This is a genomic window from Paenibacillus sp. JT22N12, from assembly GCF_056269365.1.
Genome location: NZ_JBWDNU010000001.1, coordinates 1,005,426 through 1,019,521 on the forward strand (window position 1 = coordinate 1,005,426; position 14,096 = coordinate 1,019,521).

14 protein-coding genes are annotated in these 14,096 nt (G+C 51.0%); 2 read left to right on the forward strand and 12 right to left on the reverse strand.

Annotated elements, in window-relative coordinates:
• Positions 1-6 precede the first annotated feature (6 nt).
• A complete protein-coding gene (locus AC0YOA_RS04155; RefSeq protein ID WP_475785525.1) occupies positions 7-1,446 on the reverse strand; it encodes an ABC transporter substrate-binding protein in 1,440 nt (479 codons plus the stop codon).
• Positions 1,447-1,649: 203 nt separating this feature from the next.
• Here AC0YOA_RS04155 and AC0YOA_RS04160 point away from each other — a divergent pair, with 203 nt between their 5' ends.
• Complete coding sequence (locus AC0YOA_RS04160; protein ID WP_475785526.1) at positions 1,650-2,309, forward strand: NADPH-dependent F420 reductase; 660 nt, start codon at positions 1,650-1,652, stop codon at positions 2,307-2,309.
• Positions 2,310-2,436: 127 nt separating this feature from the next.
• Here the strand turns inward: AC0YOA_RS04160 and AC0YOA_RS04165 are convergent, their stop codons facing one another.
• The 11 genes from AC0YOA_RS04165 to AC0YOA_RS04215 form a co-directional block, all read right to left on the reverse strand.
• Entirely contained in the window at positions 2,437-3,039 is a 603-nt protein-coding gene (locus AC0YOA_RS04165; RefSeq protein ID WP_475785527.1) for a YjgB family protein, read from the reverse strand.
• A 189-nt stretch (positions 3,040-3,228) separates the two neighbouring features.
• Positions 3,229-4,167, reverse strand: a complete 939-nt coding sequence (locus AC0YOA_RS04170) for a hypothetical protein (RefSeq protein ID WP_475785528.1) — start codon at positions 4,165-4,167, stop codon at positions 3,229-3,231.
• Positions 4,168-4,450: 283 nt separating this feature from the next.
• A complete protein-coding gene (locus AC0YOA_RS04175) occupies positions 4,451-5,686 on the reverse strand; it encodes a Ger(x)C family spore germination protein (RefSeq protein ID WP_475785529.1) in 1,236 nt (411 codons plus the stop codon).
• Between the two features lie 210 nt (positions 5,687-5,896).
• Positions 5,897-6,475 carry a hypothetical protein gene (locus AC0YOA_RS04180; protein WP_475785530.1) on the reverse strand — a complete coding sequence of 193 codons (579 nt, stop codon included), beginning with the start codon at positions 6,473-6,475 and terminating at the stop codon, positions 5,897-5,899.
• Between the two features lie 173 nt (positions 6,476-6,648).
• Positions 6,649-7,080, reverse strand: coding sequence for an NUDIX hydrolase (locus AC0YOA_RS04185; RefSeq protein WP_475785531.1), 432 nt, complete (start codon positions 7,078-7,080; stop codon positions 6,649-6,651).
• 205 nt (positions 7,081-7,285) lie between these two features.
• Positions 7,286-7,603: a hypothetical protein gene (locus tag AC0YOA_RS04190; protein ID WP_475785532.1), complete on the reverse strand. Its 318-nt coding sequence runs from the start codon at positions 7,601-7,603 to the stop codon at positions 7,286-7,288.
• Between the two features lie 59 nt (positions 7,604-7,662).
• Positions 7,663-8,745, reverse strand: a complete 1,083-nt coding sequence (locus AC0YOA_RS04195) for a Gfo/Idh/MocA family protein (protein WP_475785533.1) — start codon at positions 8,743-8,745, stop codon at positions 7,663-7,665.
• 30 nt (positions 8,746-8,775) lie between these two features.
• A complete protein-coding gene (locus tag AC0YOA_RS04200) occupies positions 8,776-9,639 on the reverse strand; it encodes a sugar phosphate isomerase/epimerase family protein (protein WP_475785534.1) in 864 nt (287 codons plus the stop codon).
• A gap of 28 nt (positions 9,640-9,667) precedes the next feature.
• Positions 9,668-10,687, reverse strand: a complete 1,020-nt coding sequence (locus tag AC0YOA_RS04205; RefSeq protein ID WP_475785535.1) for a Gfo/Idh/MocA family protein — start codon at positions 10,685-10,687, stop codon at positions 9,668-9,670.
• A complete protein-coding gene (locus AC0YOA_RS04210) occupies positions 10,687-11,547 on the reverse strand; it encodes a sugar phosphate isomerase/epimerase family protein (RefSeq protein ID WP_475785536.1) in 861 nt (286 codons plus the stop codon). The genes AC0YOA_RS04205 and AC0YOA_RS04210 overlap by 1 nt, the downstream gene beginning before the upstream one ends.
• Before the next feature lie 265 nt (positions 11,548-11,812).
• The gene (locus AC0YOA_RS04215; RefSeq protein WP_475785537.1) at positions 11,813-12,604 is read right to left on the reverse strand and encodes an AraC family transcriptional regulator; all 792 of its coding nucleotides are present in this window, start codon (positions 12,602-12,604) and stop codon (positions 11,813-11,815) included.
• 137 nt (positions 12,605-12,741) lie between these two features.
• Here AC0YOA_RS04215 and AC0YOA_RS04220 point away from each other — a divergent pair, with 137 nt between their 5' ends.
• Entirely contained in the window at positions 12,742-14,028 is a 1,287-nt protein-coding gene (locus AC0YOA_RS04220; protein WP_475785538.1) for a hypothetical protein, read from the forward strand.
• The last annotated feature ends 68 nt before the right edge of the window (positions 14,029-14,096 follow it).

Genomic DNA, 14,096 nt, shown 5'->3' on the forward strand with positions numbered 1-14,096 from the left:
TGGATATCACGTCGCCGGTGTTTCGGCCTCCACCGCCGCGGTGCCGGTTCCTTGTTCTGGCTGCTCCTTCACCTTGGCCTGCTCCTCGGCCATCGCCTGCTGACCTTTGACCTGAGCCGATGCAAGCGCTTCAGCAAGTGGTTTCTTGCCGTCGAACGCAGCCTTGAGCTCTTCCTGGGCAATGCCGGTAAACTTCGCGAAGAAGTTTTGCGGCAGTTTGTCGAAGTCTTTATAGATGGATGATTTTACCGGCTTCAGGCTGTAGAAGGCTTTAAAATTATGGTTTTCTTCATCTTTCAAGTAATTGGTGCGGACGGAGAAGGTGCCGTCTTGAAGCTTCGATGTGACTCTCGCATAATCATCGCTTGTAATATAGCGAATGAATTCTTTGGCCGCTTCCTGGTTCACAGACTTGGCATTGATTGCAAAAATTTGGCCAAGCGACATATTTGAACTGGTGTCCGGACTTTGCGGATCGACAGGAGCCGTGACAATATCCCAATTCTGGATAGCCTTGTCCTTCGCATTCTTCTGCGCTTCCTTGATCTGGGTCATGATATAGGCACTTTCGAACTTCATCGCCAGCTTCCCGGAGATGAACGGATCGCGCAGAAGATAATCCTCATAGGAAGTTTGAGTTGAGCCCGACGACATCCCGTTTGGATCTTCGGTGTATAATGCGCCGGACTTCAGCCCCTTCATCGCGACTTCAAATACATTCTTCCAGGCCGGTGTATCAATGGTAACCTGTTTGCTCGTCGCGTTGAACATGCTCAGATTCTGTGAGCTGCCAATCAGACTGCCTAACTGATAAAGCTCGCTATTGTAGCCCAGACTTAATCCATAGACCCGTTTGTCCTTCGCGCCATCTGTCGGAAACCGCTGCGCCAGCTCAAACAGCTGATCCCAGCTCATCTTGTCTTCAGGCAGCGGTATACCGTATTTGGTGAATAAATCCTTGTTGTAGAAAATAGCCTGGCTGTAGAAGTTCGGGGAGAGGCCATATATTTTTCCTCCGCCAAGCTCTCTCATATAATCGAGCAGGCCGGGGATCAGCGTCTCTTTGTCGTAATCCTTTTCTTCCGTCATCGTATCCAGCTCCAGCAGGCTGCCGTCCTCCGCGTAACGGGTCAGCTGATCCGCTGACAGCATGATGATATCCGGCTGCTCTTCTTTAATAAAGGTATCGAATCGGGCTTCCATATCCATCTCAGGATCATAGGGACCTGTTTGCTGATTGGTAACGACCGTGATGTCCACATCCGGATGAAGAGCTGAATAAACCATCCCCAACTGGCTGTAAAAAGATCTTTCATCATAATACATAATTTTCAGCGTCGACTTTTCATTGCTTGGCTTCGAACCCCCATCAAACATGCTGCAGCCTGACAGTATGATCGATATACCTAAGGCACCAACCACACCTATACGCTTTAACCCTTTCAATTCATCCTCTCCTTTTCCATCTTCTTATTAAATCTTCCAAATTCCTATTATTGTAACATATTATCGCCTATCAAATTCCAAATTTTCCTTAAACTCTTATCCCGATACTTCCAGATACTGAGAATAAACCTCATTGACATATGTAATTAAATTGGTTACAGTTAAGTTGCAAGTAGCCCATTACGACGAAAGAAGGGATACTAATGAGAATCGGAATTATTGGTACAGGCAATATCGGAGGAAACCTTACCCGCCGCCTCACGAAGCTGGGACATGATGTGCACATCGCGAATTCCCGCGGTCCTGAGACGCTGTCCGACCTGGCTGCTGAAACCGGAGCCAAGCCCGGATATGCGGCAGATGTCGCACAAGGAGCAGACGTTGTGATCGTGACCATACCCCAAAAGAATATCCCCTTGCTGCCTGCCGGTGTCCTTGACGGTGCAAGCAGTCATGCAGCCGTCATTGATACCGGAAACTATTACCCGCAGCAGCGCGATGGTCTGATTGCGCCCATTGAGGCCGGCTTGCCCGAAAGCCGCTGGGTGGAACAGCATCTGGGACGGCCAGTCATCAAGGTATTCAACGGCATTTATTCCCAGCACATTCTGGACCGCGGTCTGCCGGCAGGATCGCCGGGACGCATCGCCCTGCCGGTTGCAGGCGATGATCAAGCCGCAAAAGCCGTCGTGATGCAGCTTGTCGATGAGCTTGGATTTGATGCGGTCGATGCGGGCGGTCTCGACGAGTCCTGGCGGCAGCAGCCCGGGACTCCTTCCTACGGCGCGGATGCCGGTCGTGACGATCTTCGCCGCAAGCTGGAAGAAGCCAGTCCGGAGAGGCCCGCGAACTTCCGCGCTTAATATACATGCTTAAACAGGCCAACCGCCGATTTCCGGGTTGGCCTGTTTATTTTGCAGATCATTCACCGGGGCGGCTCAGAGTTGTATAAAAAAAGAGGCCTGTCGGCCTCTTTTAGGATTCATTCGTCTATTTATCCGCTTTAGGAGAGTAGACATTCATATGATCTATATGGGCTATGCTCCCTTTTGCGACACTTTTGGGGCCAACGAATTTCAACTGGAAGCTGCCGGCATTATACATATAAATTTTGTCTTCGCCGCTGAACCGCACCTCTTTGGGCATGCCCAGCGCAGAAATGATGGAGGTAAAGGTCAATGATTTGATCCCGGTAGTCGGGTCAATATTTTGTCCGAACGTGCGGAGATCAAACACGACTCCGCCTTTTCCCACCCCGACCGCAAACGAGCCTGTGCCCATTCCAAAATTGTAAAACTCATATTTGTTGGAAGGCCCTGAAGTGGGATCTCCCCATTTTTTATGAACATCCTTGATTAATGTTTTTCCGGATACAAAATCGGAGCCTGGTATTTTGCCCTGCTTGGCAAGAGCATACAGGCTTTTCACATAGGCGCTGGAGCTATTTTTGACTGTTGATGAAGAAATCGATTGCGTGCTGGCAGCCTTCGCATTTGCAATTTGTGCTGCAGCCGTAATCGAGCTTACGGAGATGATCGCAGCCAAGCTCAGCTTGGTCCATTTTTGCAGCGTTGTTTTTTTTATGTTGTACATGATGAACACCTCGATGAGTAGAATTTGTTTTTCTACTGCAATCATAATGGAGTTTGATTCTTAAAGAGTTACAGAAAAGTAACATTGTCATTGCCGGTATTAAACATTTATTCTCTTAATAAAAGTAATATTTTCCACAATATAATAACTTATCAATAATCAGGATCTGCTGAATTTTAATCCAATCTTCTACACAAGGAGTCTGTCCAAACCTATCGCACTAATCAAAAGACGCTCCTTCTTCGCGCCCAATAACTGTTGTGTCCAGTCCACAAAACCGCCGTCACCGATATTGAGCTCTTTCCCCTGAATCGTAGTCTTGATTGTAAACTGCAAACCTTTGTAATACTGATTATCCATCTTTGGTTCCGATACGGTTATATTTAATTTAACGTATTGCTCCTGGGCGAACTGCACAACTCTTGTCAATAGTCCCTCCGTGTCCGGGTAGCCGGCACGACCGCTGAGAATGATCTCGATTTGCGAACCAAACAAGGATTGAAACAGGTCTCTGTAAACCATGATGTGCTCCCAAAATGACTGCTTCTCAAAACCATAGGAGCCTTTATCCTCGCCTGCTGTGACCATACAAAACAGATGGAAATGCGGCAGCATCCCGGGGATATTTCCAAAATATTGCGCTCTCACATGCCTGTGCGTCGTACATAACCGGATATAATCATCTCGGTTATTCACGGATTGTGTTTTGATCATGTCACTAATATAGAGTGCCAGAAGATTGGTCGCATCCGATACCACTTCCGTTCCTCTTAGAGCGGAAATGATTTTATTCTGGTCGACGGTCGCGACCACCGAAGAGCTCCCAAGCGGCGCTACGGGCGATAATTGAACCGCTGAGACGGTATGCCTTGCCGCCATTTTCAATACATCCAGTTCAAGCTGCTTCAACAAAATCGCATCGGCATTTGCCGGTTGGACAAAACGGTTCTCGCCGTATCTTTTGAGCAGGTCGCCTGCAGAGGACGTTTCCGCTTTTTCCTGGAACACTTTAAGAAGAAGCGTGTTCAACTCGCTTCCCGACAAGCGCCCGGACAGTAATTCTACGATATTCTGCGTACCCAGCTTGCGTAAAATCCTCGTGAGGTCAGGCTGTTTCGATGGTCCCATACGACGCAACTCCCTCCATTTGACAAAGAAGCCCTTAACCGTTAAACAGAAAAGGGCGCCTTAATCTTGGTTGCACAGCTGTTACTTAACCCAGACAGCTTCATAAACAGATTTCCGGTCCCCGGCTGTTTTTGAGCTTTCATATGGATTAAATAAACATTAACATACTGGCACAAATGGAGAAATAGAAATTTTAACGCATCGGCCCGCTAATGCGGTCCAGAATATAATGCTGGCCCCCCTTGCGTGTAGAGAGTCAGGAAGTAGCAAACAATCGGGATTTCTAGCTTGCCTTCATTCCAACCCGCCGAATGCTCACCTTGCAGTCCACATCAACGGTCAAGGTCTTGAAGACCTCAATCCATTTCTCATCCGTTTGAATGCTGCGGTTCCAGTAATCCGGCATTTTCGCCCGAAACTGTTCGCCAAATCCGAGTATATCCGATCCTGCGAGCTGCAATTTTTTGATTAATCTCGTGGTCCCTTCATCTGTCATGGAGGCAGATATTTGGGACAGCTCCTTCAGATCCTTCTGTTTTCTGATTTTGGAGTTCTCGTTTGGATTCTCATCGATGTTTTCCTCCAGCAGCACCTGCACATGCACCTGCGGCTTCCCATTTTTCAATGAGATTTTTGTTGTTGTTTTTCGATGGGTGGCGCTGATCATCACCATCTCCCGGCTCCCCGGGTATCTTGGAATAAAGGCTGTATATCCTCCCCGCTGCCTGCCGGTTAAAGCCATATAAAACCCGATTTCGAGTGAATTGGTGTTTCCAACCATTTTATCACCGCTAAAATAGGCAAGTCCCGTTACTTCAATGCTTCCTTCTTCTTTATTCAGTTTGAACAGCGGCAGAATCGGGTCTATCCCTTTGCTCGTTCTCTTGCTCCAGAAAACTCCGATAAATTCATTCGGATATTCCCCTCTCTCGACAGCTTGTTCAAACATGCCCAGCAAATAAAGCGCAGGAACCCTTTCCAGCTGTGGAGCCGCTCGAAGCACCTTCTCCGCCCTGCCTTTGGCCACGCCAAGCCATGCGAGCCTTCGCACCTCCGGGTTCCGTCTTAAATAATCGTTCAAATTCGAAAGTCCTGTACGGGCGACCTTCTCGGAGACCATGATGACACGAAGATGCCCAAGAAACAGCTTATCCGCCAGCTGCTGCTGCAGCACGCTCATGGCGTCATCCAAGGTATGTCCGCTTGCCGATACAACCCAGACCGGCGATGTACCGCCTCCCCCTCCCTCATTGGCGGGACCCAGAGGAATACGCCCCGGCACGGCAATTTGCGCGGTAATCTGAAAGTCTGGCCCCTGCGGTTCCGGAAAGGATTTCTCCACATGCGTGACCTCCATTTGCTCTCCCCCCCTGTTTGGGATTGCAACATCAACAGCAATAGCCAGAACAACAGCCCTTTCTTCGATTTCCAGGCGGTCCCAGCAACCTGTCAGCAACGGGCAGAAGATGCATGCAAGCAGAATTGAGCTGCAGGTTCTTTTAATAAGCTGCGCCGACACTTTCTACACCATTGCCGAACATAATATCAAACTTGGTATTGAGGTCATAATCATATCAACACACTCCGTTTTTTTATCATGACAATATTAATAATGCATATTCTTCCCATTGATTCCTATTGTTATGTGAGAGCTCATGGCGCCCCTTCGTTTGTTCGCAAAAAAAAAGCACCGGCAAGGGTGCTTCAGAGTACTTCTTGGCAATTTTTTTTATTTTTTTATGCTGAGACGAAAGGTTGTATTATTAACGGTTTCGTCTCGGCTTGCGATATACCTGTTGAGAAGCTTCTGGGCCTGAATCGTGGACGTAGGTGACTGAAATCCGGTCTCTCGCAGATTTTTCACAAATTCACCTTCAAAATCTTTCCGGGCAATGCCTGTGTTATTGAGAAAGGTATAAGAGATGACATCGTTAGCGGGCTTAAAATGCGAATTCGTATTTTCCCTGGAATTGAAGCTATAAAATTCAATCTCATTGTCACTGTTCAGACCGCCAAGCGCAAACATAACCGTCAGGTGCTCAGGAATGAGCTTCTTTACTGCGGATATTAAGATGGTCTGAACAATGTCAAAGCTTATTCCTTCTTCAATGGCGTTTTTAAGATTTAACGCGATTGGTTCACACGATTCTCTATTGCCCGCATAAGCAATAAAAGCCTTCGAATCGTTGGCTTTTATGAACTTTTGGAAATCTTCCTGAATGATTTCTCCTGACACGATGTCCTTTACTCTTCCATCACTCATTACGGTAACAAAGCCAGTAGTCGCAACAATTGAAACAAAACTCATATCATGTCCCCCTTTACATACAATGTTCAACAAAAGAAGATAAATTTCCTCTTTCCGTGACGAATTATGTCACAACTTAATATATTCCCCTACGCTCGATTGAAGCAAGCCGATCGGCTCTTCGTTCATAAATTGATGTTGTCTTCACCCCTGCCTGTTCATTTTAATTTGCCTTACCGAAAAAAGCCATATTCCCCCGCAATCTGACCGATAATCCGGGTCATGCTCGCAGTCATCCATTCATCCGTTTCATGGAAAGGCATATAACGGTAACCATCAACCTCGGGGAGCAGTTTTCGGCTTTTATAGTGTTCAAAATATGATGTGCACACCATATCCTTAACATCAGGCAGGTCGTCCGTTATCCACATATACAGGTGCAGATTCTTGTTTCTCAAATATTCATAAACGCCCAGGTCCCTCAGTTTGCCAGGTTCGAGGATTATTCCGGTTTCCTCCAGCGTTTCCCTGCAGCATACGTCAATCGGCTGCTCATCTGCTTCCTGCAGCCCTTTGGGCAGATCGTAGAAGGAATTGCCTGTTGAATGGCATGCCAGAAATGAATGTCCATCCGTTATTAGAATACCGACCGAGGTTGCTTTCACCGCCATTCTCCCTTTCGTGCCTGCAGAATTCATTCCTCATTGATCATAACATTTTTCAACAGCAAGAAGCGGCTGCCGCATCCCTCTGGCGGTACGGCAAAGTATGGAGGAATTAAACCTTTCTTAACGTTCAAGAAAAAAACCTTTGCCAACAACCGGTTTACCCGGCTGATGCAAAGGCTCCTCGTTTTAAGCAAGCTAAGCTTCATTCCACAGCTGTACAGCAATTTCCTTGAAAGACAAAGCTCCTCCGGCTGCCCGGAAAAGATTGTACGCCAAAGCTGAACTGGTACTGATCCAGCAAGCTGCGCCAGCGCCGGGCTTCCGAGGGCTCCGGAAGACGTCCGAGGATGCCGGTAAATCCGGCCTTCGCGATATGCTCGAACTTCTGCTCGGCGCTCCATTCCTTACCGCCTTCCCCATAGCCGTTCATGGCCCACCAGGACTGCTGGATATCGAGCCTCGGAGCTTGCTCCAGATCAGTCCGACTGTCTTCGCTACGCGGCATATTCCATTCTGTCAATTTCAAGTCCTCCTCCCCTGTCTTTGCCTCATCGGCCCGCAGTGATAAAGCCCTCATCTCTATTCAATGGAATAGATATGCGCATTCTGACGGCGGCACTGCTCCATGACTTCCATCTGCGCCCTCACCTGAAGCGGCGTTATCTCAAGCTCCGCCCCTTCCGTCAGCGTCCTGAACAGCATCAGGTATACCTGCTCCGTCATATGATCGAAGGCTGACTTGCCGTCCTCAATTTTCAGGTCCCATGAATTATGATGCCAAATCAACTGCTCACTGCAGTATGCAGGCTTGCCGTTCGCGTCAAGCAGCGGTCCTCTGATCAACTGCTGGGGCGGCGCCTCCGCGGTTTTGTAATATTTCCATTCCAGGCGATGGTTATTGCCATGAAGGCCGCCATGCGTTCCCTGTATGACGAAGGGTTCGCCGGGAAATGCGCTGCAGGAGGAAATCTCGATATCTATAGAGGGATGCCCGGCACCATGCAGCAGCAGCTTGACATAATCCTCGGCATCTCCGAAGGTATTGGCGCGATCCATGATGCAGGTGACATTCGGCATCGTGCCGCTGCCGAACAGCTGAAGAGCCTGATCGAGCGGATGGGGACCCGTATTCATCAAATTCCCGCCGTTATTGCTCTGCAGAGTCTGCCAATCCCATCTGCGGGCAAAGCCGCTGCTCGTCAAATCAATCTGTACGATTCTGCCCAGCACGCCGGAAGCGATGATCCTGCGGATCTGTACGAAGGCCGGCTGATAACGCGAGTTCTGGAAGACAGCCAGCACCTTGCCGGAGCTTTGCGAAGCGGCAATCAGGCGGTCTACCTCCTCCGGCGTTTTCGCCAAAGGCTTTTCACACAAAACGTGCACGCCGCGGTTCAGCAGATCCAGCGAAATGCTGTAATGCTGATCGCTAGGCGAGGCATTGACAACAAGATCAAGCTCCTCATTCTCGACCATCTCTTCCCAGCTCCCGTATGCGCGGCAGCTATATTCCTTCTCGGCCAGCTGCCGGCGATCCGGGAGCGCATCCGCAACGGCAGCGATCCGATAGAAATCCGGAATCTGCTGCAGCAAATTCCCGTGTATGTCCCGGCCGCTCCGGCCCTGCCCGATAATACCAACCTTTAATGGTCCCCGATTCATAATGGCTTTCCCCTTTTCAGTGGTAGGATGTTATGCCAGGCCGCCAGGCTGAGCCAGCCAGTTTTTGACTTCCTTATAATCATGCTCGAAACGCTCCACAACCGGCAGCGGAGCGAAGCATTCCAGCGTTGCCCAGCCCTCGTAACCGGTTTCGGCGAGAGCCGCGAACAAAGGCTTGTGATCGACGGCCCCGTCGCCAAGCCTGCATTGGATAAACGCTTCTTCCCCGTGACGGGTCAAATTATTGAAGCTGCCTGCCGCTCCGGCTTCTGCGATCCGAAGCTCATCCTTCACATGCACATGAAGCAGTCGTCTGCCCAGCTGAAGAACGGATTCACGACCATAATCGGTGTCCGTGATGTACATGTTCCCGGCATCATGAATAAATCCGACATTGTCCTGCCGGATATACTGCAGCAATCGCTTGCAATCATCCGTCGTCTCCAGAATCGACTGATTATGAATTTCAAGGGCGACGCGGATTCCATAGGCTTCGGCTTCTTCGGCGCACCGGTCAATAAAATAAGCGGCCTTCCGGTAATGGTACTCCTGAGCCAGGAACCCGTTGGGCCCTCCCTGCTGAACGCGGAAGAGTGAAGCTCCAAGCTCGGCCGCCATTGGCAGCATACGCTTGAAATTCTCGAATTCCCCGGTGCTTTCCTTGTCTCCAAGCTCGGAAAACCGCCCCATATATCCCCCGATCGCGGGAATTTCCAGCCCCAGCTCTCCGGCAAGCCTCTTGATTTCCTTGACCCGAAGATCACTGGTAATTGGCGACAAATGCGGCTCGCGGCCGGCAATTTCCACGCCATCCACGCCAATCCGGTGCGCGATTTGCAGTGCCTCATGAATGCTGTAGTCGATTAAAGCGCCGCTGAATATAGCAATTTTCATAACTAATCCCTCCATCCGATGAAAGCGGTCAATCCAGCCATAGTTCCATTCCAAGCTTCGAGCTCTCATAAATTTTCCGCACCAGCAGCACGCTGGTATAGCCATCTTTTCCCGTGACCAGAGGCTCCCGGTTCTTCTCCAGCGCATCCAGAATATCCTCAATCTGCAGCCGGTGGCAGGTATGCTGAATACTTAACGGATCGGATACGCCCCCGCTTGTACCTGTCTGCTGGAGTGGCGGCTCCTCCAGCCCTTCCACCGACCAGTATGTAATTTCGGTGCCGAGGATTTTAATGGTTCCTTTATCGCCGTACAGATTGAGTCCTGCCGGAAAGCCCGGCTTGATACTGGTTGACGCCATAATCGTCCCGAAAGCTCCATTATCGAAATTGACGATAGCCACTCCCAGATCTTCCGCTTCCATCTGATGGGTTTGTGTGGCGATTTTTCCATATACGGAAACCGGCCTGCCAATCAGCCACAAGAGAAGATCGATGGAGTGGATACCTTGGTTCATGAGTGAACCGCCGTCTTCACGGATGGTTCCGCGCCAGGCGGCGCTGTCATAATAGTCCTGGGTGCGGTAATAGGGAACCGAAACCTCGGCGAACAGCAGCGACCCCAAGGCATCCTGCTCCACCAGCTGCTTGAGCAGCTGATGCTGCGGCTCGAACCGGCGCTGCGAGATGACCGATAATAGCAATCCCCCTTCTTCGGCGATTGCCGTCAGTTCTGCGGCTTCGGTATCATTCATCGCCATCGGCTTCTCGATTACCAGATGTTTGCCCGCCAGCAGCACATCCCTGCCAACAGCATAATGGCTCCCGCTGGATGTCGTCACCGACACAATATCGATATCTTCTCTTGCGAGCAGTTCCTTGTAATCCTCCGTCCAGGCGCAGCCTTCACGCTCACCGACCGCTGCTGCCCTGCCGCTGCTGCGGCTGGATACCGCGATGAGCTTCGCATGTTCAATTTCGTGGATGGCCTTGATATGAAAATCCGCTATCCCCCCGCAGCCGATAATGCCGAACCGCCACCGCTTCATCAATCGCTCACCTCGCGAAGCAGCGCCCGCAGCGCATCCAGGGTCATGCGCGTGCCGGTCATTTGTGAACCTCCTGCCGGAATGAAATGCGTCTCGATCGTAAAAAGCCCCTCGTAACCATCCTCGGCAAGAGCCTTCAACTGCGCGATAACGGGCACATCGCCGGAGCCGAGCGGCACGCATCTCGGGACTCCATTGCTGCCTATATAGGCATCCTTCAAATGAACATGGCCTACGGCATTCCTGATCCGCTCGTATCCAAGCGGGTAGGCTTCCCTGCCGCCGTAAGCCTCATTGCCGGGATCCCACAAACCGCGCAGGGCGGGAGAGCCGATCCTGCCGACAATTTCGGCTACCTCGCCAGCGAAGCCGGCATTGCAGGACGGCTCGTTCTCCAGCAGCAGGACCACACCGGCCTGCCTGGCAATTCCGGCAGCTCTCCCCAGATGCGCTGCGATTTCGTCCAGATACAGCTCAGGCTGCGCTTCACGCCAGAACGAGAAAACGCGGATCCGCCTGGTGCCCAGCAAGAGAGCGATTTCAATCATCCGGTCGAGCTTGCGGAAATGCGCGTCTACGCTTTCCTCCTGCTGTCCGAAGGTATCCCCCGTAGCAGCCGCACGGCTGGGGTCCAGCTTGCATTTGAACAGAGGCGATGCCAGCGCGGACACATACAGCCCGCGCGATTCTACCATTTCGCGTATATCATGCACCTCGTGATCTTCCAGATCCGCAATATTCCGTCCATTAATCACTCGCAGCTCGACATGCGCCAGCCCCTGCTCGGCAATCCAATTCAGCGCCTCCGTCAAATCCGTCGAGACCTCATCGGTCAGAACACCCAGTCGATTATTTAGCATTTTCTAACGCCTCCTTTGCCGCCCATTACAAGAACTGTACCTAGAACTATATCAACCCAGACTGAAAAATAATTGACTGATTTATTAACTTATTTGACAATTTAACGTTGGTTCCTTCATTTAAGCAGAAACGGTTTTATACATGCCATAGGTCAGGCAGAACCGGCTGCGCCGTTCTTTGGCGGCTCAGCCGACTTCTCTCCACCTTGTAAATACAAGCGCCGTATAAGCCGAATTATAAGCAGCCGCTCTCTTTTTAAGACTATTAGCGCTTGCGCAGCTCGGACGGTGCTACGCCTCTGTACTGCTTGAATTGCCGGCTGAAATAATAGACGCTGCCATAATCCAGGGCATCGGCAACCTCGCTGACATTCATGCCATAGTAGCGAAGCAGATGCTCGGCGCGCTCAATCTTCATATCGATCACATAAGCCTCCAGTGTTCGGCCCATAATCGCGCGGAACTTGCGGGAGAAATACCGCTCGGACAACCGCGCCCGCTCCGCCAGAGAGGATACCGTATGCTTCATCCCGGGAAATTGACGGATGTGGCTGGCAACCTCATGAATGATCGACAGCAGCTCCTGATTCTCACTCAGCCCGGCTTCCTCCTCGCATGTCTCCTCGCCAGCGTATTGCAGCAGCAGCAGATAGAGCAGATGTGCAGCCTCTGTCTCACTTCGCGCCTGGTTCTCCACCAGCGTGCGGACGTAGCGGGTCATATACGTTTCAAAGGTAAGACGATCCTTAATCTGATGGTAGAAAGGATAATGGCATGAAGCTTCCAATGGCATTTGAAAATGAATATAGGATATCGTGAGCGGAGATCGCTCATCATGGCGGCCGACCGTCTCGTCACCCGGCCGAAACAAAAAGCAGCTGCCCGCAGAAACGGGACGATGCACCCCATTCAAGATCACTTCGCCTTCACCGCTCCAAACATACCACAGATCAAAATCGTCAAATGGACGGCCAACCGTATTCCACCTCCAGCTCGGTTCGCAGAATACTTTGCCGAATGATGGTGTAAGCCTCAAATCCTCAACTGTAAAAGACATTGCTGAAGCACCTTCCTTCCCAGATAGACCAAATCGTATAAAAAGTTTGTCTTTACGTGAATGTATTTCCACACCCGGATTCGATAATCTGAAAATTAAGAATCACTATATGAAAAAAAACAGGAGGAATCGATATCATGCTGCATCCATTTATGGGTATCAAGGATTGGGATAAAATTGGGCTGTCTGTCGCCGACTCGGCCGAACGGCTGCGCCGCATCGCCTGCTTCGACAGGAAAATTACGCGGATAGCCGCTGGACGGATGATCGCTTGTCCGGAATACGAAATCAAGGGGCTTCTAGCCCGTATAGCATGGCTTGACGCCACGCATCATGATCAGCTGCGCAGCCGCTGCAAGCAGCTCCGCATGAGTACGTCCGCCTTCGACAAAAGCCCCGGACCATCGCTGGATAAGCTGATGGATGCCGTGCTTGATTCCGGCACCACGCTTGAGCTGCTCAGCGCCCTGTTCACCGTGATCAAGCCGGCGCAGATACGAGCGATCCGCGACTATATGGAGCTTGCCCAGCCTATCGTCGATCAGCCGACCCTTCACATCCTGCGCCACCAGCTGATCGATCGCGAGGATGAAATCGCCTGGGGGCAGGAAGCAATCGCTTATCTCTCTTCTACTGCCGGCCGGGAGGAGCTCGACAAGGTGCAGCGATGGAACGCTTATCTGGAGCAGCTGCTAGGCGCAGCAGGCGGAGCCGACGGAACCGGTCCGCAGTCAGCACTGCCCGAAGCAGGAGAATTTCAGAACGAACCTTTTGCACTGCCAGACCATAGCCCGCGCGACAGCCGCTACACATCCTCGGTAACCAAATTCAGAGACATTCATTTTGAAGACAGCGATGAAGGACGTTTCAAGATGATGATGTATTCCCGTTACTTTGAAATGTCGCCTGCGGAAGGCGTAGCCTTTGTTCTCTTCGAGACAACCGGCAGGCCATGGGCCTTCTACCTGGATACGGCGCGTCATCTCTGGGATGAGGTGCGCCACTCCTGGTTCGGCGAGGCCGCGCTGCGGAAGCTTGGATATGACGTATACGAAGCTCCTAACTGGACCGGGTTCTATGAGGTATCCAAAAATCTGTTCGGCGCAGAGGAAGCTTATGTGCATCTAACGGTAGCCATTGAACAGGCAGCCATGAAATACCCGCCCGGCAAGCGCGAGGAATGGGAATTTGCCCGGGATACAGCCAAGGACCCGCTTATGACCACCTTTCAGGATTTCGACTGGGCCGATGAAGTCGTCCATGCAGGCTTTGGCAAGAAATGGGTGATCGATACCGTCTATGACGGCAATATGGAAGCAGCCCGCAGGGACGCCGATCTGACATGGGAGAAAAGGAACCGCTTTATGGAGCAGGTGTCCGACAGGGAAGACAAGCCGCAAAGTCCCTTCGCCGGAAATTATTGATTGCCGCGTTGCCGCACCACAGCCCTAAAGTATTAGGACAGGCCTGGCCGCTTCAGAACGCAGAATGC

Bases quoted from the DNA above. Each gene is read 5' to 3' on its own strand.
- AC0YOA_RS04200 (WP_475785534.1), bottom strand. From the start codon at position 9,639: ATGAAAATTGCTATATTCAGCGGCGCTTTAATCGACTACAGCATTCAT.
- AC0YOA_RS04220 (WP_475785538.1), top strand. From the start codon at position 12,742: ATGCTGCATCCATTTATGGGTATCAAGGATTGGGATAAAATTGGGCTG.
- AC0YOA_RS04215 (WP_475785537.1), bottom strand. From the start codon at position 12,604: ATGTCTTTTACAGTTGAGGATTTGAGGCTTACACCATCATTCGGCAAA.
- AC0YOA_RS04195 (WP_475785533.1), bottom strand. From the start codon at position 8,745: ATGAATCGGGGACCATTAAAGGTTGGTATTATCGGGCAGGGCCGGAGC.
- AC0YOA_RS04160 (WP_475785526.1), top strand. From the start codon at position 1,650: ATGAGAATCGGAATTATTGGTACAGGCAATATCGGAGGAAACCTTACC.
- AC0YOA_RS04205 (WP_475785535.1), bottom strand. From the start codon at position 10,687: ATGAAGCGGTGGCGGTTCGGCATTATCGGCTGCGGGGGGATAGCGGAT.
- AC0YOA_RS04170 (WP_475785528.1), bottom strand. From the start codon at position 4,167: ATGGGACCATCGAAACAGCCTGACCTCACGAGGATTTTACGCAAGCTG.
- AC0YOA_RS04180 (WP_475785530.1), bottom strand. From the start codon at position 6,475: ATGAGTTTTGTTTCAATTGTTGCGACTACTGGCTTTGTTACCGTAATG.
- AC0YOA_RS04165 (WP_475785527.1), bottom strand. From the start codon at position 3,039: ATGTACAACATAAAAAAAACAACGCTGCAAAAATGGACCAAGCTGAGC.
- AC0YOA_RS04210 (WP_475785536.1), bottom strand. From the start codon at position 11,547: ATGCTAAATAATCGACTGGGTGTTCTGACCGATGAGGTCTCGACGGAT.